Source organism: Burkholderia sp. GbtcB21 (assembly GCF_019091065.1).
Lineage (GTDB): Bacteria > Pseudomonadota > Gammaproteobacteria > Burkholderiales > Burkholderiaceae > Burkholderia > Burkholderia pyrrocinia_C.
In genome coordinates, this window is the sequence record NZ_JAGXKA010000006.1 from 229,171 (window position 1) to 251,089 (window position 21,919).

Genomic DNA, 21,919 nt, shown 5'->3' on the forward strand with positions numbered 1-21,919 from the left:
TGGAGACGACACCGAAGCCGCGCCGGTTGCGGCACCACCCCGCCCTTCGTTAAGCTGGCGGGCAACCTTCATCTCGAAAAGCAACGCGGAATATTCATGAAACGGATCCTGCTGGCGACCTTCATGCTGGCGTCGACGCTGGGCGTCGGACACGCGCAAACCCGGACATTCAATTTCGGCGAAGGACAGACGCAGATGCCGGCCGCGGCACCGCAGGCCGCCGCGCCGACCGCACGGCCCGCGCCCGCGCGCCGGCACGTGACGGTGCCGCCCCATCACCGGCGCGCCGTTCACCAGCGCCGCCGTTCGCACCACGTGAAGCCGACGCGCAGCGGGATCTACACGCACGCATGACACGGCTCACGCGGCGCGACGCCATGCACGGAACTGTCACGAACGGCCGGTAAGATCGCTGCGGCTGCCTGCATGCCGTCGCGGCCCGCGGCCGGACAACGAACCGCCGACGCGCATTTTCTCCACGATTCAGCACCTGTTTTGCCGAACATGAGTACCGGGCCGGACATTCTCGCCGTCATCAAGGAAAGAGCCACGATTGTGTGCCGCCAGCGCAGCAGCGTGCTGCTGGTCGCCCGCACCGCGTCGCGCTGGTCGCTGCCGGGCGGCACGATCCAGCGCGGCGAGACGCCGCTCGAGGCTGCGCAGCGGGAGCTCGCCGAGGAAACGCGGCTGGAGGGGCTTGCGCTCGACTACGCGGTGCAGTTCGGCGGGCTGACGAAGCTGCATCACGTGTTCGTGGCCGACACGTGCCCGCGCACCTGACGCCGCGCGCGAGCAACGAGATCGCCCGCTGCAAGTGGTTCACCGTCGACCGGCTCGACACGCTCCATGCGAGCGTGCCGACGCGCAAGATCATCGAACTGCTGCGCCTCGACTGCTTCTCGGCAATCGCGAACGGCCCGCTGCGCTGATATCGATGCCGCCTGCGCCGGTCACGCGCGCAGGAACGGGCCGGCCTTGCGTTCGAGCAGCGCGACGAGTTCGGGCTGCATGAACGCGTAACGGTCGGGGATATCGAGACAGACGATCTTCTTGTGCTTCAGATGAGCGCCGAATTGCGCCGACAGCCTCGCCTTGTGCGCGCGCTCCATCACGAAGACGATGTCGGCCCATTCGAGCTGCTCGGCGGACAGGCGCGTGTCCGCGTCCGGCGCGAGGCCCGCTGAGTCGGTCTCGACACCCGGCCACGCGGCGAATACCGCTTCGGCCGTGGGGCTGCGCAGCCGGTTGCGGCTGCAGATGAACAGTGCCCGCATCATGCCGCTTCGCGGCCCGCTCACCACTCACCCTTGCGGAATCGTGCCGGGTCGCACGTACGCGAGCATGTGCGGCACGTAGTCGGCCTTGCCGAGTTCGACGCCGTGATGGCGCAGGATCGCGTACGCGGCGATCGCATGGAAGTAGAACTGCGGCAGCGCCCAGTCGCGCGCGTATTGTTCGCCCGTCATGTCGAACGCGACGCCGTTGGGCAGCTCGAGCGCGATCGGCAGCGCGGCGCCGCCATCGAGCGCATCCGGCGCGAGTTCGCCGAGAAACGCGAGCGTGCCCGCGATGATCGCCTGCGCGTCGCTCAGCGAGCCGGGCTGCGCATCCGCATTCCATCCGGCTTCGCGCAATGCCAGCAGCGCGGCCGGCAGCGGCTCGCCGCGCAGCCGGTAGACCGGCTCCATCGCCTGGAAGCATGAGAAGCGCACCTGTGCGGCGAGCGGATACATGTCGGCTGCCAGCTTCAGCGTCATCGCCGCGTCGGGCTCGTCGCCCGCGGCCTGCCGGTGTGCGACAGCCTTGTCGAGCCACGCGGACTGCGCGCGCAGCATCTGGGTAAACGTCGGAACGAGAAGTTGGGTCGGCGACACGTGCGAGCTCCTGTGTAGTGGTTCGCGCCACGATAGCAGCGTCGGCGCAAACCTGCATTCCGGCCTGAGCTGCGCACACGATCCGATGCGAATTCGACGCATTGCCGCATGGCGCGTACGAGCGTTTCCGTATGCGGAACGATCGATCGCGCGTGGCCGCCGAAACGCGGCCTTACGGCTTGCCGTATCGCGCCAGGAACCGGTCGAGCTGCGATGCGAACGTCTTGCCGTCACGCGCGCTGAACGGCGCGGGCCCGCCCGTGTCAATGCCCGTGCTGCGCAACTGCTCCATCATCGCGCGCGTCGACAGGCGTTCCTCGATGTTCTCGCGGCTGAACCAGTTGCCGCGCGGGTCGAGCGCATGCGCGCCCTTGTCGAGCACGGCGGCGGCCAGCGGGATGTCGGCGGTGATCACGAGGTCGCCGGCCTCGGCCAGCTCGACGATGCGCGCGTCAGCCACGTCGAAGCCGGCCGGCACCTGCACCGCCTTGATGAACGGCGACGGCGGCGTGCGCAGAAACTGGTTCGCGACCAGCGTCACGCGGATTTCGGCACGACGCGCGGCGCGAAACAGCATGTCCTTGATGACGGCGGGACACGCGTCGGCATCGACCAGTACTTGCATGGCGGGTTTTCCAATGGGGAGAAGCAGAAGCGGCGATCATATCGCACCGTCGGCCGTGGCCTTGCGGCCGTCACTCGGCCCGCTAGATCAGCTAGGTCCGTGAGAGCTGCAAGGTCCGCAAGGCCCGCTCAGCCCGCGAGGTCCGTACAAAGCGCATCGACCGTCACCCACTGCGCGCCCCACGCAGCAGCGAGCCGCACGCCCTGCCCGATCCGCACGGCCGCGTCGTCGAAGTCGACGAACACGACATGATCGGCCGCCGCGGGTTTCGCCGGCGCTTCGCGCGTGCGGCCGTCGGACAGCACCCACAGCCAGCGCTGCTTGTCGGGCGCACGCCGCGCTTCGCGCGCGAGCAACTGCGCGGCGGCCGCGATGCCGTCCGCGAGCGGCGTGCCGCCGCCGCCGTCGACCGGTTCGAGCCAGCGCGCGTTCCACCAGCGCGGCACGGCCGGGCCGAAGCGCCGCGCGGCGCCGTTGCCGCCGAAGCAGACCAGCGCGGTTTCGACACGGTCGCGCGCCGCGCGATCGAAATACGCGACGATCAGCCCCTTCGCCAGCGCGAGCCGGTCGTGCGACAGCATCGACGCCGAACAGTCGAGCACGAAGCAATGCAGCGCGTGCGGCGTGCCGGCCCGTTTCCGGAAGCGCAAATGGCCGAGGTGCAGCGAATCGCCGCGTTTCGCGGCGAGCGTCGCCGGCCACGCAACGGCCGTGCCGGCGCGCGCCGTGCCCGGCACGCGCGCGGCTGCGCCTGATTGCCATCGAGGACCGCGAACGGCGTTCGCGGCGGCGCCGACTCGATGGCTCAGCGTTTTTTTAGCGGCAGCGGCACGACGCTTTTCACGTCGCGCAGCCCGGCGGGTTCGGGCGGCAGGTAGCCCCAGTCGCGCTGCGATGCTGCGGTGTCGTTCTTCGTCGCTCCCGATTGGTTCTCCGGCCGCTGGCGCGCATCCGGCGGCGAGCGATCGTCACGTTCATCACGTTCGCGGTCCGGCTGCGACGCGCCGGAAGATGGCGGCGCACCCGCATGGCGCCGGTGCCGCAGCACCGCTTCGGCCACACGCTCCACATGCGACACCGTCACCGCATCGGCCCGTTCCAGCGCGGCGAGTGCGCGCGCGGCGCGCAGCATCACGAGATCGGCGCGCAGCCCGTCGACGGCCGCGTCGATGCACAGCGCACTGACGCGCGCATGCACCGCATCGTCGAAATCGAGCCTCGCCAGCCGCGCTCGCGCCGCATGAATCCGGTCGCCGAGTTCGCGCTGCGCGGCTGCATGACGAGCGCGGAACGCATCCGGATCGAGATCGAATGCAAGCCGCGCCTTCACGATCCGCTCGCGCTGCGCGGCATCGAAGCAGTTCTCCAGTTCGACCATCAGCCCGAAGCGGTCGAGCAACTGCGGACGCAGTTCGCCTTCCTCGGGATTCATCGTGCCGACCAGCACGAAGCGCGCGTCATGCGCGTGCGATACGCCATCGCGCTCGACGATGTTCACGCCGCTCGCGGCGACGTCGAGCAGCGTATCGACGAGCCCGTCGGCGAGCAGGTTCACTTCGTCGACATACAGCACGCCGAGATGCGCGCGCGCCAGCAGGCCCGGCCTGAAGCGCACGCCGTTTTCGGCCAGCGCATGTGCGAGATCGAGCGTGCCGGTCACCTGTTCGTCGCTCGCCGACAGCGGCAGCGTGACGAACTGCCCTTCGGGCAGCAGCTCCGCGAGGCCGCGCGCGGCGGTCGATTTCGCGGTGCCGCGCGGCCCGCTCACCAGCACGCCGCCGAGCGACGGGTCGATCGCGGCGAGTAGCAGCGCCTGCTGCAACGCGTCCTGCGCGACGAGTGCCGCAAACGGAAAGACCGCGCGCGCGCGGTGCAGCGTCGGATCGGTCATCGCCGTCCTCCTTCCTGGAGTTGTTCGCTTTCGAGCCAGACCGCTTCGATCCGCTCGCGATAATCGCCCGGCTGCTGCCACAGGCCGCGCTGCATCGCCTCGACGAAGCGTTCGCAGATGCCGTGCAGCGCCTTCGGGTTGTGCCGTTCGAGGAACGCGCGCGTGTCGTCGTCGAACAGGTACGCGTCGGCGACGAGTGCGTACTGGTGGTCGGACAGCACGCGCGCGGTCGCGTCATAGCCGTACAGGTAGTCGACGGTCGCGGCCATTTCCGCCGCGCCCTTGTAGCCGTGGCGCTTCACACCGTCGAGCCATTTCGGGTTGACGACGCGCGAACGGATCACGCGCGCGATCTCCTCGCGCAGCGTGCGCATCTTCGGCGCGGCCGGGTTCGCGTGGTCGCCGTGGTAGATGCTCGGCTGCTGCCCGGACAGGTGCCGCACGGCCGCCGTCATCCCGCCCTGGAACTGGTAGTAGTCGTTCGAATCGAGGATGTCGTGCTCGCGGCTGTCCTGGTTCTGCACGACGACGTCGATCGTCGCCAGCCGCTCGCCGAACACGTCGGGTGCGGCGTCGCCCGCGCTGTTCTGCGCGTACGCATGCCCGCCCCACTGGCGATACGCATCGGCGAGATCGGCGTCGGTCTGCCAGCGGCGCTGGTCGATCAGGTCCTGCAGGCCCGCGCCGTAGCTGCCCGGCCGCGCGCCGAACACGCGCCAGCCGGCGCGTCGCCGCGCTTCGTCGGGCGCCACGCCCTGCGCGATCCATTTCGCGCGTTCGCGCTCGATGCGCGCGCGGACCGGGTTCAGTTCCTCGGGCTCGTCGAGTTCGGCGACGGCCTGCACGGCCGCGTCGAACAGGTGCATCAGGTTCGGGAACGCGTCGCGGAAGAAGCCCGATACGCGCAGCGTCACGTCGATGCGCGGCCGGTCGAATATCTCGATCGGCAGGATCTCGAAATCGGTCACGCGATGGCTGCCGTGCGCCCATTTCGGCCGCACGCCGAGCAGCGCGAACGCCTGCGCGATGTCGTCGCCGCCCGTGCGCATCGTCGCCGTGCCCCATACGGACAGGCCGATCGCGCGCGGATAATCGCCGTGATCCTGCAGATGGCGCTCGATCAGCTGCTGCGCGGATTTCAGGCCGAGCGACCACGCGGCCTGCGTCGGCACCGCGCGCGTGTCGACCGAGTAGAAGTTGCGGCCGGTCGGCAGCACGTCGGGGCGGCCGCGCGACGGCGAGCCGCTCGGCCCCGGCGGCACGAAGCGGCCGTCGAGCCCGCGCAGCAGCTGGCGCATTTCCTCGCCGCCGCATGCGTCGAGCGCAGGCATCAGCGTCGAGCGGACGCGTTCGATCACCGCGAGCGTATGCAGCCATTCGCCGGGCGGCGTCGCATCGGTACGAGTGTCGCCCGACACGGCCGCGCACAGCCCGTCCAGCCATTGCTGCGCGAGCCGTTCGAGCCGCTCGCGCGTATCGCCCGCATGGCGCCACGGCGACGCGTCGAGCGCCTGCAGGATCGCCGGTCGCGGGCCGGCCCACGGTGCGGCCCAGTCGGCCGACAGCGGATCGAAATCGTCGCCGAGCATCAGGTCGCGCGCGAGCGCGCCGATCAGCCCCGCGCGCTCTTCCTTGCCGTCGCCGACCGGAAAGCGTGCGAGCGCGAGCAGCGTGTCGCGCCGCTGGCGATCGGCCGGCGACGCGCCGAACACATGCAGCCCGTCGCGAATCTGCGCTTCCTTCAATTCGCACAGCCACGCGTCGACGCGCGTCAGCAGCGCATCCTCGTCGCCCGCGTCGCGCGGCGGCGATACGCTCAGTTCGTCGTGCAGCCGGTGTTCGGCGATCGTCGCGAGGATCGTCTTCCTCAGCAGCTTCGCGCGCCGCGCATCGACCATCAGCGCTTCATAGTATTCGTCGACCTGCCGCTCGAGATCCTGCAGCGGGCCGTAGTTTTCGGCACGCGTGAGCGGCGGCATCAGGTGATCGACGATCACCGCCTGCGCGCGGCGCTTCGCCTGGCTGCCCTCGCCCGGATCGTTGACGATGAACGGATACAGGTGCGGCAGCGGCCCGAGCGTCAGGTCGGGCCAGCATGCGTCGGACAGCGCGACGCTCTTGCCCGGCAGCCATTCGAGGTTGCCGTGCTTGCCGAGATGGATGACCGCGTCGATGCGATACGCATCGCGCAGCCAGAAATAAAACGCGAGATACGCGTGCGGCGGCACGAGATCCGCGTCGTGGTAGCTCGCGTAGTCGTTGTCGCCGCGCGAGCGCGACGGCTGGATGCCGACGAACACGTTGCCCGCGCGCCAGCCCGCGATCGTGAAACGCCCGTGGCGCAGCGTCGGGTCGGCTTCGGGCGGGCCCCAGCGTTCGTTCAGCGCATCGCGCACGGCTACCGGCAGCCGCGCGAAATGCGCGACGTAGTCGGCCAGCGCGAAACTCTGGAACGCCGGACGCAGCGCATGCACGGCCGCGTCGTTGGTCACGCCTTCGGTGAGCCGCGCGATCAGCGCGTCGCCGTCGGGCGGCAGGTCGGCCAGCGCGTAGCCCGCATCGCGCAGCGCCGCGAGCACGCGCAGCGCGGACGCCGGCGTGTCGAGCCCGACGCCGTTGCCGATCCGCCCTTCGCTTTGCGGATAGTTCGCGAGGATCAGCGCGACGCGCTTGCTCGCGTTGTCGAGCGTGCGCAGCCGGCACCAGCCGCGCGCGAGCGCCGCGACGAACGCGATCCGCTCCGCATCCGGCTGGTAGCGCACGACGTCGACCTCGGTGTGCGGGCAGCGATACGCGAGCCCCTTGAAGCTCACCGCGCGCGTGACGATGCGCCCGTCGACCTCGGGCAGCGCGATATGCATCGCGATATCGCGCGCATGCAGGCCCTGGTTGTCGGCCACCCATGCGTCGCGATTGCCGCCGGACAGGATCACCTGCAGCACCGGCGCGTCGCCGGCGAGCACGTCCGGTTCGGCGGCATCGATCGCGCCTGCCGCGAACGCGGTCGTGTTCAGCACGAGCGCGACGCCGTGCGTGTCGCACAGCTGCGTGATGACCTCGCGGCTCACCGCGTCCTTCAGCGACGTCACCGCGATCGGCAGCGGATTCAGCCCTTCCTGAACGAGCGCGTCGGCCAGCGCATCGAACACGGCCGTGTTCGCGGCCTGCCAGTGCGCGCGATAGAACAGGATCGCGACGACCGGCGCACCCGGCGTCCAGCGCGGCCGCCAGTCGTCGACGCTCGCGCGGTCGCGCGCCGGGTGATACAGCGCGGCCGCCGGCAACGGGCGCGGCGGCTCGGGTTCGTCGCCGAAGCCGAGCGTATGGAACGCGATGCTGCGCAGCAGCGCTTCGGCGTTGTGCACGCCGCCTTCGCGCAGGTAGCGCCACCACAGCCGGCACAGGTCGGGCGCGACCGTGCTTTTCGCGACGAGGTTCGGGTCTTCCTGCAGGTCGCCCGAGAACATCGCGAGCTGCTGTTCGCGCTTCGACGCGAGCGACACGGCCTGCTCGATCCCGTACGGCCAGTACGCTTCGCCGCCGAGATGATCGATCACGACCGTCTTCGCGTGGCGCAGCACGTCGTCGACATAGAAGTCGACGGACGCCGGCTGCCGCAGGAACGTGACGTTCGCGAGCCGCACGCTCGGGAAGCCGGCCGGCAATTGCGGCACGACGCTCGCGAGCAGCGACAGCGTCGTGTCGGCCGAACTCAGGATCACGATGTCGGCCGGTTGCTGGTCGATCCGGACGACGCCCTGCGTATCGTCGACGAAGCCGCCCGGCGTGGTGCGCAGCAGATGCATCGCGCGTTACGCCTGTTGCGGCTCGGCCGCGCACGCGGCGTCGAACGCGCGTTGCAGCGCGGCCGCGTCGAGATCCTCGCCGATCAGCACGAAACGGCTCGCGCGTGTTTCGCCGTCCTGCCAGCGGCGGTCGAAATAGCTGTCGAAGCGGCGGCCGACGCCCTGGATCACGAGCCGCATCGGCGCGCCGGGCAGCGCGGCGAAGCCTTTCGCGCGGTAGATCGTGTGCGCTTCGACGACGCGCTGCAGCGCGGCGATCGTCGCTTCGCGCGAGCCAGCGTCGCCCGACACGACCACCGAATCGAAATCGTCGTGATGGTGATCGTGATCGCCGTCGTCGGCCGAGCCGTGATGGTCGTGGCGCAGGTGGATCGTTTCCTCCGATGCCGATTCGAGCCCGAGCAGCATTGCGAGGTCGAGCTCGCCGCGCGTCGCGCGCACGATCTTCACCTGCGGCGGGATCTCTTCGCGGATCGCGGTTTCGATCTGCGCGAACTGCGCGTCGCCGACGAGATCGGCCTTGTTCACGATCACGAGATCGGCGGACGACAGCTGGTCGGCGAACAGCTCGTGCAGCGGCGATTCGTGGTCGAGGTTCGGGTCCGCACGGCGCTGCGCGTCGACGGCCTGCGGGTTTTCCGCGAACTGGCCGCTCGCGGCGGCCGGCCCGTCGACGACGGTCACGACCGCGTCGACCGTGAAGCTGTTGCGGATCGTCGGCCAGTTGAACGCCTGCACGAGCGGCTTCGGCAGCGCGAGCCCCGACGTCTCGATCAGCACATGGTCGATGTCCGCGCGGCGCTCGACGAGCGCTTCCATCACCGGATAGAACTCTTCCTGCACGGTGCAGCACAGGCAGCCGTTCGCGAGCTCGTAGAGCTGGCCCGACGCTTCGTCCTGCGCGCCTTCTGTCTCCTCGCAGCCGATGCCGCAGCCCTTGAGGATTTCGCCGTCGATGCCGAGCTCGCCGAATTCGTTGACGATCACCGCGATGCGGCGGCCTTCGGCGTGTTGCAGGATGTGGCGCATCAGCGTGGTCTTGCCGCTGCCGAGAAAGCCCGTGACGATCGTGACGGGCAGCTTGCGTAGGGTCATGGAATATCCAGGGTCGTAAGGGGGAGTCAGGCCGAGATCGTCACGTCGATCTCGTCGTAGCGCTTTAACCGGTAGATCAGGGCCGACACGAGCCAGCATGCGAGGAACAGGCCGATCACGACGTAGCCGAGCATGCCGAAGTGCGACGCCACCATCGACGCGAAGCCCCATACCGGGCCCTGCAGCGACAGCTTGTCCGCGAGCAGCGCAAGCACCTCGATGCCGCCGATCAGCGCGGCGACCAGCACCGACACGAAGGTGATCGTCATGTTGTAGTAGATCTTGCGGATCGGCCGCACGTACGCCCAGCGATACGCGCCCATCATCAGGATGCCGTCGGTCGTGTCGACCAGCGTCATGCCGGCGGTGAACAGCATCGGCAGCGCCATCACCGACCAGAACGACAGGCCGCCCTGCACCTGCGCCGCCGAGATGCCGAACAGCGCGATCTCGGTCGCCGTATCGAAGCCGAAGCCGAACAGGAACCCGACCGGATACAGGTGCCAGCTGCGCGACACGAGCCGGAACAGCGGACGGAACAGGCGCGCGAGCACGCCGCGCTGGTTCAGCAGCAGGTCGAGATCGGCGTCGACGATCGGCTCGCCGCGCCGCGCGGCGCGAAACGTCCGGTAGACGGAAATCAGGATCAGCAGGTTCGCGATCGCGAGCACCAGCAGGAAGAACGCCGACACGCTCGTGCTGATCACGCCGCCCCACGCTTTCATGCTCTCGAAGCGCGCGAGCGACGCGGCCGTGAGCGCGACCACGACCGACATCACGATCACGACCGTCGAGTGGCCGAGCGAGAAGAACAGGCCCGCGCCGAGCGGGCTGCGGCCCTCCTGCATCAGCTTGCGCGTGACGTTGTCGATGGCCGCGATGTGGTCGGCGTCGACCGCATGGCGCAGCCCGAACACGTACGCGAGCAGCGCGGTGCCGAGCAGCACGGGCTGGCCGTGGAAGGCGGCGAACGCCCAGATCCACGCGCCTGCGTTGAACGCGATCAGCAGCGCATAGATCGCGACGATCTTGCCGCGCAGCCCGGACGGACTGTCGTTGAACAGGCGAAACAGCGAATCGAGCATGGTGCTCCTTTGCGAACGGTCGACATGAAGAATGCCAACACGGCCGTCGCTGCGCGGCCCCGCGCGGTCCGGCCCGTCATCGGGCCGGATCATGCGCGCTCGCGCGGGCGGTCGGACGACGGGAATCGGGAAACGCTCGGGTGTCGGGCACGCTGCGGCCGTGGACGATGCGCCGCCTCCCCGCGGCGCTGAACCCCAACGTTTAGGCCGGTATCCGGGCTGACGAACGCGCCGCTTCGCCTTCCCGGATGCGCAGGGCATCCAGTGGCGGTCGTCCGCATGCGCGCGGCATGCGGCGAAGCGGCGCTGCATCGCGGCGGGCACGATGCGTTCGCTTACCGTTGCGGGGGCAGCACAGGTTGGCTCGACTGCGACGCAGGCAGGCTCCCTGTTTCCCGTTTAACTGCACGCGCCGGAGGGCGCGCGCGAGCACCAAAACGCGTGCGAGTGTAGGCGCCGGGGGCGGGAGCGTCAAGGCGGCGCAGCCCGCCGAACGGCGGCTTGCATGGCCGCCGCGCCATGCCGGGGGCGGCTTCCGGCATCGGCGAAGCGGGTTAGCGCGGGCGGCGCGCTGTGCTATCGTAGCGCCGCGTTCGGTGCTCGCATGCGCATTCCGCGCATGCAGTTAAACGGGAAACAGGAGGCGGACTACCGCCCGGCCTGTGCTGTCCCCGCAACGGTACGCCGCCCGCGCGACGCGCTTCCCCGCGCACGCGCCCATGCCGCCCACGATGCCACTGCCCTTCAGCCGGGCGGGAAGGCCGCGGCCTGGCAAGCGGCCAGCCCGGATACCGGCCGACGCAAGGGGCGAGCCCGACGCTCGCCGAACGCCCGATCCGCGGGGGACGGATGGGGTGCGCATTCCACCCGCGTTCGCGCGGGCTTCGCCCGATCCGTCATGCATTGCCTGTCCGCCGGCCGCCGATGTGCCGCCCGCCTGCCCCTTTCCACTGTTTCGACACGGTGCGCGCCGTGCCGCGCGCGATGAGCCGCGCCTGGCTCATCGGCGCCGGCCCCGGCGACGCCGACCTGCTGACGCTCAAGGCCGTGCGCGCGATCGGCGCGGCGGACGTGCTGCTCGTCGACGATCTCGTGAACCCCGACGTGCTGCGCCATGCGCGCGCCGACGCGCACATCGAGCATGTCGGCAAGCGCGGCGGTCATGCGTCGACGCCGCAGGAAGCGATCGTCGCCGCGATGCTCGCGCACCTGCGCGCGGGCCGCAGCGTCGCGCGGCTCAAGGGCGGCGATCCGTTCGTGTTCGGCCGCGGCGGCGAGGAACTGGCCGCGCTCGGTGCGGCGGGTTTTCCGGTCGAGGTCGTGAACGGCATCACCGCGGGCATCGCCGCGCCGGCCGCGCTCGGCATTCCGGTCACGCAGCGCGGCGACGCGCAGGGCGTGATCTTCGTCACGGGCCACGGCGCGGGCGCCGACGAGCCCGACTGGCGCGCGCTGGCGGCCACGCGCATGACGATCGTGATCTACATGGGCATCCGCCGGCTCGATGCGATCGCGGCGGCGCTGCGCGACGGCGGCCTGCCGGGCGATACGCCGTGCGCGGCGATCGAGAACGCGACGCGCCCCGGACAGCGGCACGTGCTCGCGACGCTCGACACCGTCGTCGAACGCGTCGGCGCGACCGGCATCGGTTCGCCGGCGATCGTCGTGATCGGCCGCGTCGCGGCGCTTGCCGACGATCCGTCGGTGCGTGCGGCGCTCGGCGGCGGCGCATGATGCGCGTCGCGCTCGGTGTCGGGTTCCGCGCGGGCGTGACGGCCGCGCAACTCGATGCCGCGATCCGCGCGGCGCTGGCGCGCTACCCGGCCGCCGAACCGGCGCTCGTCGCGACGCTCGCCGACAAGGCGCGTGCCCGTGCGCTGCGCACGCTGTGCGCGCGACGCGGCTGGCCGCTCGTCGCGTTCGACGCGGCGCAACTCGCGAGCCGTCCCGAACTGGCCGCGAGCGGTCCGTCGGACGCCGCGCTCGCGCGCTTCGGCGTCGCCGGCGTGGCCGAGCCGTGCGCGCAGCTCGCGGCACCGCACGGCCGGCTGCTCGGCCCCAAATCCATCCGGGACGGCGTGACGGTCGCACTCGCCGGCCCGCTCTGAACCCTTTGTTTCGCTTTCGACAGGACGATTCCCGATGAAGACCGATTCCGAATCCCATCAGCGGATGGCCGAGCGCCGCCGTGCCGGCCACGAGAAGAAGCAGGCCGCCGCCACTCATGAAAAAGGCCTGCTGATCGTCCACACCGGCAACGGCAAGGGCAAGAGCACGGCCGCGTTCGGCATGGCCGTGCGCGTGCTCGGCCACGGCATGCGGCTCGGCGTCGTGCAGTTCATCAAGGGCGCGCTGCACACGTCCGAGCGCGACTTCCTCGGCGCGGTCGCCGAATGCGACTTCGTGACGATGGGCGACGGCTACACCTGGAACACGCAGAACCGCGACGCCGACATCGCGACCGCCCGCAAGGGCTGGGACGAGGCGCGCCGGATGATCGAAAGCGGCGACTACCGGATGGTGATCCTCGACGAGCTGAACACCGTGCTGAAGTACGAATACCTGCCGCTCGACGAAGTGCTCGCAACGCTCGTCGCGCGTCCGGAGTCGGTGCATGTGGTCGTCACCGGGCGGCACGCGCCCGATGCGCTGATCGACGCGGCCGATCTCGTCACCGAAATGCGGCTCGTCAAGCATCCGTACAAGGAGCAAGGCGTGAAGGCGCAGCGCGGCGTGGAGTTCTGAGCGTGCCGGCCTGCCCCGCGCTGTTCGTCAGCGCTCCCGCGTCCGGCCAGGGCAAGACGTCGGTGACGGCCGGCCTCGCGCGGCTGCACCGCCGGCTCGGCCGCCGCGTGCGCGTGTTCAAGACCGGGCCCGATTTTCTCGATCCGATGCTGCTCGAACGCGCGAGCGGCGCGAGCGTGCATGCGCTCGACCTCGGGATGGTCGGCGAGGCCGGCTGCCGTGCGCTGCTGGCCGAGGCCGCGCGCGATGCGGACCTGATCCTGATCGAGGGCGTGATGGGGCTGTTCGACGGCACGCCGAGCAGTGCCGACCTCGCGGCCGCGTTCGGCGTGCCGGTCGTCGCGGTGATTTCCGCGAAGGCGATGGCGCAGACCTTCGCGGCGATCGCGTTCGGGCTCGCGCGGTTCCGGCCGGGGCTGCCGTTTCACGGCGTGCTGGCGAACCGCGTCGGCTCGGCCCGGCATGCGCAATTGCTGCAACAGGCGCTGCCCGACGGCCTGCGCTGGCTCGGGCACGTGCCGGCCGATGCGGGCATCGCGCTGCCGGAGCGGCATCTCGGCCTGCACCAGCCGGCCGACATCGACGACCTCGACGCGCGGCTCGAACGCGCGGCCGACGTGCTCGCGCAGACGGCGCTCGCCGAATTGCCGCCTGCCGTCGCGTTCGCGGAACCGGACGCGGCAGCGCCGCTGCCGCGCGCGCTCGCCGGGAAACGAATCGCGGTTGCGCGCGATGCGGCGTTCTCGTTCATCTATCCGGCGAATCTCACGCTGCTCGATGCGCTCGGTGCGCAGTTGCGGTTCTTCTCGCCGCTCGCCGATGAACCGGTGCCGGACGATTGCGACGCGCTGTTCCTGCCGGGCGGCTATCCGGAACTGCATGCGGCGACGCTCGCGGCGAATGCCGAAACCGCGCGGACGATTCGTGCGCATGCGGCTACGGGCAAGCCGATCGTCGCGGAATGCGGCGGGATGGTGTATCTGTGTGAATCGCTGACCGACGTGGACGGCGCAACGACGCCGATGCTGGGCCTGCTGCCGGGCCACGCGACGATGCAGCGCCGGTTCGCGGCGCTCGGCATGCAGCAGCTCGATACGCGCATCGGGCCGATGCGCGGCCATACGTTTCATTATTCGCGGCTCGCGACGCCGCTGGAACCGGTCGCGAACGCGGTGCGCCCCGACGGCGCGCCGGGCAGCGGCGAAGCCGTCTATCGCCGCGGCGCGATCGTCGCGACGTACATGCATATGTACTGGCCGTCGAATCCGGATGCGGTCGTGGCGTTGTTCAGCGGAGAAGCGTTCTAGATTGCTCGATGCCGCGCCCGGATCGAGACGGCACAGCTGATTCGAGATCCAGCTCGGCCAGCGGAGTCAGCCGAAGCTGTCTGCCTTTAACCGCCATGCGTTGTCCGCATGCGGACCAGGAAGGCCTCGCTGGCAAAGGCATGGGGCTCCCCCGATGCCTCGCCGGCCTTCAGCGCTTCCTGCAACGCACGGATTTGCGTTTCGTGTGACTCGAGGAGCCGCAAACCGGCTCGGACGACGTCGCTTGCGGAACTGTATCGCCCCGATTGCACTTGAGCGTCGACGAATTCGGCAAAGTGGTCGCCCATGGAAACGGATATGTTTCGCGACATGAGTCACCTCCTCTTGAATGCGAGCACCATATACCAACGTTCACCAACGTTCGGTACATTTGGCATTCAGCTGCAGTGGCAGCCTTGCCGATGTCCGGCCTGCGTCACATGCGTTGCGTCCTTCGTCAGGTCAGGGTTTTTCGCGGCCCGGCGCTTCCGAACGCGAAGTCCGGATCACGGTGCCGTCGGGTGAGAAATGTGCATTGAACATCGCGTCGCCCGATACGCCGCCCTCGGCCCAGTGCCAGCTCCACACCTCTTCATGGCTCAACGCGTATTGCGCGACCTCGGTCGGCTTGCCGAGCAGTTGCCGCACGTCGTCCTTCGACATCCCGGGCACGACCTTCGCGATGTTCGCCGCCGTCAGCGCCTGCGTGATCGACACGAGCCGGCCGTCGGGCCCGAAATCGAGCATGTAGGTGCTCGTGCCGTACGGGCCGCGCGGATACTCGAACCGCTGCGAGCCGTCGTCACCCTGCCTGACCATCTCGGGCTTGCCAGCCTGACGGAGCACGTCCTCGGTCGTCGAGACGCCCGGCTGCAGCTTGCCGAACGCCATCGGATCGGGCTTGATCGCGTTCACCGCGTCGGCCACCTTCTGGTCGTCGCACCCGGCCGCCAGAACGCCGACCGCACAGGCCGTCAGCACGGTCAGAAGCTGTTTTCGCATTTCGTCCACACCTGTATTCATCGAGCCGATTCGGCGTCGCGCGCAGCGTAGCACGCGGCCTGTCCCGCCGATGTCAAGGAGCGTCAAATCGAAGTGCAGCCTGCGCGCGTCCGGTTTCGTGGACACGGACGCGCTTACGCACACCGTGCGGCGACCGCCGCGTCGCCCGTCAAACCAGGAACGCCTCGGCCAGCTTGACCCAGTACGACGCGCCCGTCGGCAACGCCGCATCGTTGAAGTCGTAACCGGGGTTGTGCACCATGCAGCCGCCCTCACCGTCACCGTTGCCGATGATCAGGTAGCAGCCAGGCCGCTTCTCGAGCAGGAACGCGAAATCCTCGCTGCCGGTAAGCGGCACCATCCCGTCGATCAGGTTCGCATCGCCCACCCACTCGCGCGCGACGTTGCGCGCGAACGCGGTCATTTCCGCATCGTTGACGAGCACCGGGTAGCGGCGCTGGTAGTCGATCGTCGCGGTCGCGCCGAACACGGCCGCCTGCGCATGCACGACTTCCTTGATGCGCGTCTCGAGCAGGTCGCGCACCTCCGGTTTCAGCGCGCGCACCGACAGGCGCATCTGCGCGCGATCGGGGATCACGTTCGGCGCGTCGCCCGCGTGGATCGCGCCGACCGTGACGATCGCCATGTCGAGCGGCGACACGTTGCGCGACACGATCGTCTGCAACGCCAGCACGATCTGCGCGCACACGACGACGGGATCGATCGCCTTGTGCGGCACCGCGCCGTGGCCGCCGCGGCCCTGCACGTCGATGATCACGGTATCCGACGACGCCATGAACGGCCCCGGCAGGAAACCGAACTTGCCCGTCGGGAAGCCCGGCATGTTGTGCATCGCGAAGATCGCGTCGCACGGGAACTGCTCGAACAGCCCTTCGTCTAGCATCTTCTTCGCGCCGCCGAGCCCTTCCTCGGCCGGCTGGAAAATCAGGTTCAGCGTACCCGAGAAGCGGCGCTCGCGTGCGAGATGCTTCGCGGCCGCGAGCAGCATCGCCGTGTGGCCGTCGTGGCCGCATGCGTGCATCTTGCCGGCGATCGTGCTCTGGTACGGCAGGCCCGTCGCCTCGTGGATCGGCAGCGCATCCATGTCGGCGCGCAGGCCGAGGCGCTGCATGCCGTTGCCCAGCTTCAACTGCGCGACGACGCCCGTGCCGCCGAGCCCGCGATGCACCGTGTAGCCCCACGCTTGCAGTTGCTCCGCGACGAGGTCGCTCGTCGCGAATTCCTCGAAGCCCAGTTCGGGGTGAGCATGGATGCGGTGCCGGATCTCGATCATTTCGTCGGCGAGGCCTGCGGGAATCACGCTGTGCGTCACGGTGTCGTCTCCTGTGTGCCGTGGGGAATGTGCAGGCAAGGATAGACGGTTCACCGGCAACCGGGCAGACGGAAAGTCGTCACGGCAGCAACCGATGGTTGCCACACCATGGCACGGTGCGCGATAAGTGCGAGCTGGCCATGTGGACGACTGCCGCACACGATCCGGATACGTGAAACTGTGCGTTCCGCATCGATTTTCCGTGCATGAGGATCCGGCGATGGCTGCTCAGACATCTGAAATACAACCTACACATCAAAGACTTGCGGATATTTGTTCACTTTTTGACGTTTGTACATTTTTTGTGTACGCTGACAAAGAAGTGAACAAGCGATCGCCTCCGATGCCCGAGAACGCTCCCCTCCCGATGTCGGAACAGCATGTGCTCGACGAAGCCTGCGCCGCGTTCGAACGCGCGACCCGGCGCTTCAGCGCGCGGCCCGCGCGCGTGCCGGCCGCATACAACGCGCATGCCGACGCGATGATCCGCTTCGACGTTGCCGGGCAGGCATTCGAGATGCCGGTCGCCGTGAGCCTGCGCGTCGAATCGCTGCCGGGCGCGCTCGCGGAATTGCGCCGCCGCGGCGGTGCTACCGCGATGCCAGGCGAACGGCCGCTGATGCTGGTCGCGCCGTATCTTTCGGCCGAACTGGCCGCCGGCCTGACCGACCGGGGCATCCCGTTTCTCGACACCGCCGGCAACGCATGCCTGCTTCAACCGGAGGCGACCGTGATGATCGCCGGCCGGCCGAAGCCTGCACGCACCCCGCGCCGGCAGGCGTCGCGCGCGACGACGCCGAAGGGACTGGCCGTGATGTTCGCACTCGCGACGCAGCCGGGCCTCGTCGCGCAGCCGTATCGGGCGATTGCCGCCGCGTCGGGCGTCGCGCTCGGCACGGTCAATCTCGCGATGGACGATCTGATCGCGCGCAGCCTCGTCGGGCAGCGCCGCAACGGCGAGCGCCTGATTCCCGACTGGCCGCGCTTCGTGCAGGAATGGGTCGCGCTGTACCCGAGCCGCTTGCGCGCGAAACTGTCGAGCCGACGGTTTGCCGGCCTCGCCCCCGACTGGTGGCGCGGCTTCGATTTCGCGTCGTTCGATGCACAGCTCGGCGGCGAGCCGGCGGCCGACTTGCTGACGCACGACCTGAAACCGGCCGCGATCACCGTCTATACGCACGGCGCGGTGTCGAACCGTCTGCTGCTCCAGGCCCGCCTGCGTCCGGACGAGCGCGGCGACGTCGAAATCCTCGAAGCGTTCTGGCCGCGCACGCCTGCGCTCGACTGGCGCGAGCAGGATGTGCCGCTCGTGCCGCCGCTCCTGATCTACGCGGATCTCGTCTCGTCCGGGGACAGCCGCAATCTTGCCGCCGCCGAACGGATCCATGACCGATACCTCACCCATCCGCCCGCTTGAAGTCGATGCGCGCCGGCCGCTCGAGCCGGCGGCGGTCGCGCTGCTGCAAGCGGTCGGCAGCGCTTGCGCGCGTCTCGACGCGGCGTTCGTCGTCGCCGGCGCAACCGCGCGCGACATCCTGATGTGGCATGTACATGGCATCCGGCCGGTGCGTGCGACGCGGGACGTCGACGTCGCGGTGTGCGCGGTGAGCTGGCCGTTCCACGAGCGGCTCGTCGATACGCTCGTCGCGACCGGGCAATTCACGCGCGCGCCGAAGCAGCAGCAGAAACTGCTGTTCGAAAGCGGAACGCACGGTTTTCGCACCGAACTCGATCTCGTGCCGTTCGGGCCGCTCGAAACGCCGCCGGGCGAGATCGCGTGGCCGCCGGGCGGCGAATTCGTGCTGAACGTGCTCGGGTTCCAGGAAGCGGTCGACACGGCGCAGCCGGTGTCGATCGACGCACGCACCGTAGTGCCGGTGGCCAGCCTGCCGGCGCTCGCGCTGCTGAAGTTGCTCGCATGGAAGGACCGGCGCGCGCGCCAGAACAGCGACGCGTACGACCTGCTGTTCCTGCTGCGCAATTATCACGACGCCGGCAATCGCGAGCGCATCTGGGAGGCCGCGCCGGACCTGCTCGAGGCGCATGCGTTCCAGCCGGGCCTCGCCGCCGCCGCGCTGCTCGCGCGGGATGCGAAGCGGATTGCTTCGCCGCACACGCGCGACGCCATTCGCGCGCTGTTGTCCGACGCAGCGACTTACGCGGCGCTCGGCCAGGATCTGCTGGCACGCGCGTTCGCGCAGTTGTCGGGCGAATTCATCGATGATGCCGACCGGTATCTCGACGCGTTCCGCAACGCGTTCCTCGTCGATCCTCCCGCACCGCACGCGTGACGCGCCGCTGCGAAACAGCAACGTCATCGCGCTTTCGCCGCACTGCGCTCAGGCCGCCCAGTCTTCGAGCGACAACCCGGCGACACGGCCGAATTCGCGGCCGTTGTTCGTGACGAGCACCGCGCCGGCCGCGATCGCGTGCCCGGCGATCGACGCATCGTTCGCGCCGATCGGCATGCCGCGCGCGGCGAGATCCGCGCGAATCGCGGCCGTTGCGTCGACGGCCGCCGTATCCCACGACAGCACGCCATCCAGCCGCGAAACAAATGCCGTCACGAGTTCCGCATGCTTCGGCGACGCTTTCCTGCCGACCGCGCCGAACCGCATTTCGGCATAGGTGATTGCCGACACGACGATCCGGTGCTGAGCGTTGACGCACGACTGCAACCGCGACAGCACCACGGGCGGCCGCTCGCGCATGATGAACGAACAGATGTTCGTATCGAGCATGTAGAGCGTGGTCACCGGCCGGACTCCGTCGGCGCGCCGGCGTCACCGGACAGGTCGAAGCGGCCGGATTCGATGACGGCCGGGCGGTCGGCGAGGAACTCGGCGTCGGCCAGCGGTTCGTTCGCGAACGACAGCCACGTGGGACGAACGGGGCGCAGCAGCAGCGTGTCGCCCTCGCGGCGGATCTCGAGTTCCGTCACCCCCTCGAACTCCATGTCCTTCGGGATGCGAATTGCCTGATTACGGGCGTTCTTGAAAATGGAAACGGTGCGCATGAGCCACTCCATGGGAGTACGATGCGCCCATTTTAGACATATGTCGGCATATGTCAATTTGAGGGAGCGCGAATCGGACGTCGCGCCCCACGCTGTCGCGGGTGTTTTTGTCATGCTGTCGGCCTGTCGTCGGTAAGAAGAGCGATCCATTCTTCACGACGCAGGCCGCGCGGTCCATATCCCGGACGGCCGATGCTGGCGCGATGCACGGCCGCGCGCAGCGTCGCGCCGACGCTGCGCGCCCGCCCCGTCACGGCAACCGGAAAGTGTCGAAGAATGTATCGCGCTCGATCACGGTGAGCGCCGCGCGCTTGTGCGGGAAGTCGAATTCCTTCAGCGTATAGAACCCGAGCCGGTGCATGTACGCGATGTGCCGCACGTGGTCGACGCGCGGCTCGCCGACGAGCCGCTGCGTGCGCGGTTCGTCGACGAACATGTAGTGCAGCACCCCGCTCCACCACGCATGCAGCTTGCCCGCGCTCTGGAAGCGCGAGTCGCCGATCAGCAGGTGCAGCCCGCGATCGTAGTCGTGCGCGTCGTAGAACGGCGCGAGGCGGTCCTCCTTCGCCCAGTAGAACTCGAAATAGCCGAACGGCGTGTCGTCGAAATAGCCGATCATCGGGTGCATGTGCGGATCGGCGAGCCGCTCGGCGAGATACGCCGCATGCTCGTCGCGCGTGCCGCGCTGGTCCCAGAACTGCGCGACGCGATCGAGGTTCATCCAGCCGCTGAACAGGTCCGCGTGCGCGTCGATGTCGACGGTGCGCAGGCTGAACGTCATCCCGACCTGCGGCATGGTGCGCGCATAGATCTCGCCGGCCGGCGACGGCGGCCGCACCGGGTGCCGGTGGCCGTTCGTGATCGCGTAGCGCAGCGGCATCCCGCTCGACGCGGGCGCCCTCAGCCACGGCCGCGGGTTCTGCCAGAACGTCGTGCGCGACACGTTCAGGTGCAGCGTGTCGCCGGCGACCTGCGCGCCGTCGATCACGCCCTCGCGCACCGCGCGCGCCACGTACGACGCGACGGCCGCCGCACTGGCGCCGCCGAGCGGCACCGAGATCGTTGCCGCGTCGTACCGCGTGTCGGTGTTGAACAACGGGACGAACGCCGCAAGCAGCCAGTCCGGCGAGTCGTCGGGATGCCAGGCGTCGAGCGTGTGCTCGGCGACCTGCGTCGCCTGGCCATGCGCGGCACCGTCGAGCGCGGCCGCCACCTCGCCTTCGACGGCATCCGCGGCGCCGGCCGGTTTCGTCAGCGTGTCTTCCATCACAGTGCTCCCGCGTCGTGGCGGTCGGCGAGCACGTGAAGCCCCCGCTCGAGCGCCGGAAACAGGCTGCGCTGGAAGTTGTTCCAGCGCAGTTCGAGAATCGTGTCGTCCGGCGCGATCGGCGTGTCGAGCACGTCGCAGATCACCTCGCCGGAATCGATGCCGTTGTCGACGTAGTGGAACGACGCCCCCGTCATCGTCACGGGCTCGACCGACGACGTCGCGCCGCTCGCCCAGTCGACCCGTTCGCCGCGCGCGCCGTGCAGCGCGTCGAGCGTCGCCCACGCGCCGCGCCGCTGGTACGGCGAACCGTCGGCCGTGATGCCCGGGTGGATGTTCGCGATGCGCCGGTGAAAGCGCGCACCGGGCCGCACGAGTTCGTCGAGGATCACGAGCAGCCCGTCGAGCACGACGACGTCGGCGTCGAGTTCGAGCAGGCGCTCGAGCACGCGGCGCTCGAACGCCTGTTTGCCTGCCACCCGTTCGCGCGCGTCGCGCGGCAGCCGCCGGTACGTCGACGCAATCGTGCAGAACAGTTCGTCGACCGGCCGGCCCTGCACCGTCAACCCGTCCGGCAGGATCCACGGCCGGCCCGGCGTACGCGCGAAGCCGTAGTCGGCCACCTTCGCGCGATCGGCCGGCGAACCGTCGTCGTCGTCGACGATCACGCCCTGAAGCGTGTAGCGCTCGCCGAGCGACGAGTCGTTCAGGCGCTCGACGAGGAATTCGAGCGGCGCCTTCATGTAGCGCGTGCCGCCCTGATAAGCGACCGGCTGGCCGGCGCGATCGGCCGCGCCGTTGCGCAGCGACTGGATATAGACGAGATTTTTCTTCGGCATGGATGCGTCGTGGAAAAGCGGACGAAGGCGCCGC

Annotated in this window: 22 protein-coding genes, 1 pseudogene and 2 riboswitches; of the genes and pseudogenes, 8 read left to right on the plus strand and 15 right to left on the minus strand. The window is 69.3% G+C overall.

The genetic code is table 11. From position 1 onward, the window contains the following. Nucleotides 1-96 precede the first annotated feature (96 nt). Entirely contained in the window at nt 97-354 is a 258-nt protein-coding gene (locus KVT39_RS16655) for a hypothetical protein (RefSeq protein WP_034184166.1), read from the plus strand. A 150-nt stretch (nt 355-504) separates the two neighbouring features. Beyond that, nucleotides 505-929: pseudogene (locus KVT39_RS16660) on the plus strand (NUDIX hydrolase). 21 nt (nt 930-950) lie between these two features. Here the strand turns inward: KVT39_RS16660 and KVT39_RS16665 are convergent. The 8 genes from KVT39_RS16665 to KVT39_RS16700 form a co-directional block, all read right to left on the minus strand. Then, the gene (locus KVT39_RS16665) at nt 951-1,277 is read right to left on the minus strand and encodes a low molecular weight protein tyrosine phosphatase family protein (RefSeq protein WP_034184164.1); all 327 of its coding nucleotides are present in this window, start codon (nt 1,275-1,277) and stop codon (nt 951-953) included. 24 nt (nt 1,278-1,301) lie between these two features. After that, nucleotides 1,302-1,874 carry a DUF1993 domain-containing protein gene (locus KVT39_RS16670; protein ID WP_217589652.1) on the minus strand — a complete coding sequence of 191 codons (573 nt, stop codon included), beginning with the start codon at nt 1,872-1,874 and terminating at the stop codon, nt 1,302-1,304. Nucleotides 1,875-2,046: 172 nt separating this feature from the next. Then, nucleotides 2,047-2,499, minus strand: coding sequence for a YaiI/YqxD family protein (locus KVT39_RS16675; RefSeq protein WP_034184162.1), 453 nt, complete (start codon nt 2,497-2,499; stop codon nt 2,047-2,049). Between the two features lie 128 nt (nt 2,500-2,627). After that, nucleotides 2,628-3,236, minus strand: coding sequence for a VWA domain-containing protein (locus KVT39_RS16680; protein ID WP_217589653.1), 609 nt, complete (start codon nt 3,234-3,236; stop codon nt 2,628-2,630). A 68-nt stretch (nt 3,237-3,304) separates the two neighbouring features. After that, complete coding sequence (locus KVT39_RS16685) at nt 3,305-4,390, minus strand: ATP-binding protein (RefSeq protein WP_217589655.1); 1,086 nt, start codon at nt 4,388-4,390, stop codon at nt 3,305-3,307. Then, nucleotides 4,387-8,196 carry a cobaltochelatase subunit CobN gene (gene cobN, locus KVT39_RS16690; RefSeq protein ID WP_217589657.1) on the minus strand — a complete coding sequence of 1,270 codons (3,810 nt, stop codon included), beginning with the start codon at nt 8,194-8,196 and terminating at the stop codon, nt 4,387-4,389. The genes KVT39_RS16685 and cobN overlap by 4 nt, the downstream gene beginning before the upstream one ends. A gap of 6 nt (nt 8,197-8,202) precedes the next feature. Beyond that, a complete protein-coding gene (gene cobW, locus KVT39_RS16695; protein WP_217589659.1) occupies nt 8,203-9,291 on the minus strand; it encodes a cobalamin biosynthesis protein CobW in 1,089 nt (362 codons plus the stop codon). 26 nt (nt 9,292-9,317) lie between these two features. Further along, nucleotides 9,318-10,376, minus strand: coding sequence for a HoxN/HupN/NixA family nickel/cobalt transporter (locus KVT39_RS16700; RefSeq protein WP_034184158.1), 1,059 nt, complete (start codon nt 10,374-10,376; stop codon nt 9,318-9,320). A gap of 187 nt (nt 10,377-10,563) precedes the next feature. Continuing rightward, nucleotides 10,564-10,828: riboswitch (cobalamin riboswitch) on the minus strand. Between the two features lie 125 nt (nt 10,829-10,953). Next, nucleotides 10,954-11,191, plus strand: a riboswitch (cobalamin riboswitch). A gap of 109 nt (nt 11,192-11,300) precedes the next feature. Between KVT39_RS16700 and cobA the strand changes: the two genes are divergently transcribed. The 4 genes from cobA to KVT39_RS16720 are packed head-to-tail and all read left to right on the plus strand — an operon-like array spanning nt 11,301 to nt 14,428. Further along, nucleotides 11,301-12,110: a uroporphyrinogen-III C-methyltransferase gene (cobA, locus tag KVT39_RS16705; RefSeq protein WP_217589662.1), complete on the plus strand. Its 810-nt coding sequence runs from the start codon at nt 11,301-11,303 to the stop codon at nt 12,108-12,110. Beyond that, entirely contained in the window at nt 12,107-12,484 is a 378-nt protein-coding gene (locus KVT39_RS16710; protein ID WP_034184157.1) for a cobalamin biosynthesis protein, read from the plus strand. Before cobA ends, KVT39_RS16710 begins: the two co-directional genes overlap by 4 nt. 34 nt (nt 12,485-12,518) lie before the next feature. Beyond that, a complete protein-coding gene (gene cobO, locus KVT39_RS16715; RefSeq protein ID WP_034184156.1) occupies nt 12,519-13,121 on the plus strand; it encodes a cob(I)yrinic acid a,c-diamide adenosyltransferase in 603 nt (200 codons plus the stop codon). Nucleotides 13,122-13,123: 2 nt separating this feature from the next. Then, a complete protein-coding gene (locus KVT39_RS16720; RefSeq protein WP_034184155.1) occupies nt 13,124-14,428 on the plus strand; it encodes a cobyrinate a,c-diamide synthase in 1,305 nt (434 codons plus the stop codon). Nucleotides 14,429-14,514: 86 nt separating this feature from the next. Here KVT39_RS16720 and KVT39_RS16725 read toward each other — a convergent pair whose 3' ends face one another. The 3 genes from KVT39_RS16725 to KVT39_RS16735 form a co-directional block, all read right to left on the minus strand. Continuing rightward, nucleotides 14,515-14,760: a type II toxin-antitoxin system ParD family antitoxin gene (locus tag KVT39_RS16725; protein WP_217589664.1), complete on the minus strand. Its 246-nt coding sequence runs from the start codon at nt 14,758-14,760 to the stop codon at nt 14,515-14,517. A 130-nt stretch (nt 14,761-14,890) separates the two neighbouring features. Beyond that, nucleotides 14,891-15,430, minus strand: coding sequence for an outer membrane protein assembly factor BamE (gene bamE / locus KVT39_RS16730; protein WP_105390220.1), 540 nt, complete (start codon nt 15,428-15,430; stop codon nt 14,891-14,893). Between the two features lie 169 nt (nt 15,431-15,599). Next, entirely contained in the window at nt 15,600-16,763 is a 1,164-nt protein-coding gene (locus tag KVT39_RS16735; RefSeq protein WP_034184153.1) for a M20 aminoacylase family protein, read from the minus strand. Between the two features lie 343 nt (nt 16,764-17,106). Here KVT39_RS16735 and KVT39_RS16740 point away from each other — a divergent pair, with 343 nt between their 5' ends. Together KVT39_RS16740 and KVT39_RS16745 are read left to right on the plus strand one after the other, a co-directional pair. Next, nucleotides 17,107-18,180, plus strand: coding sequence for a type IV toxin-antitoxin system AbiEi family antitoxin (locus KVT39_RS16740; RefSeq protein WP_217589666.1), 1,074 nt, complete (start codon nt 17,107-17,109; stop codon nt 18,178-18,180). Continuing rightward, the gene (locus KVT39_RS16745; RefSeq protein WP_175749386.1) at nt 18,149-19,054 is read left to right on the plus strand and encodes a nucleotidyl transferase AbiEii/AbiGii toxin family protein; all 906 of its coding nucleotides are present in this window, start codon (nt 18,149-18,151) and stop codon (nt 19,052-19,054) included. Before KVT39_RS16740 ends, KVT39_RS16745 begins: the two co-directional genes overlap by 32 nt. A gap of 48 nt (nt 19,055-19,102) precedes the next feature. Here KVT39_RS16745 and KVT39_RS16750 read toward each other — a convergent pair whose 3' ends face one another. The 4 genes from KVT39_RS16750 to KVT39_RS16765 form a co-directional block, all read right to left on the minus strand. Continuing rightward, entirely contained in the window at nt 19,103-19,519 is a 417-nt protein-coding gene (locus tag KVT39_RS16750; RefSeq protein ID WP_021160096.1) for a PIN domain-containing protein, read from the minus strand. Continuing rightward, the gene (gene vapB, locus KVT39_RS16755; RefSeq protein WP_051983829.1) at nt 19,516-19,779 is read right to left on the minus strand and encodes a type II toxin-antitoxin system VapB family antitoxin; all 264 of its coding nucleotides are present in this window, start codon (nt 19,777-19,779) and stop codon (nt 19,516-19,518) included. Before vapB ends, KVT39_RS16750 begins: the two co-directional genes overlap by 4 nt. A gap of 250 nt (nt 19,780-20,029) precedes the next feature. Next, a complete protein-coding gene (locus KVT39_RS16760; RefSeq protein WP_105390196.1) occupies nt 20,030-21,046 on the minus strand; it encodes a GNAT family N-acetyltransferase in 1,017 nt (338 codons plus the stop codon). Further along, on the minus strand, nt 21,046-21,885 hold the full coding sequence (locus tag KVT39_RS16765) for a formyltransferase family protein (RefSeq protein WP_217589668.1): 840 nt from the start codon (nt 21,883-21,885) through the stop codon (nt 21,046-21,048). The genes KVT39_RS16760 and KVT39_RS16765 overlap by 1 nt, the downstream gene beginning before the upstream one ends. Nucleotides 21,886-21,919: the final 34 nt, after the last annotated feature.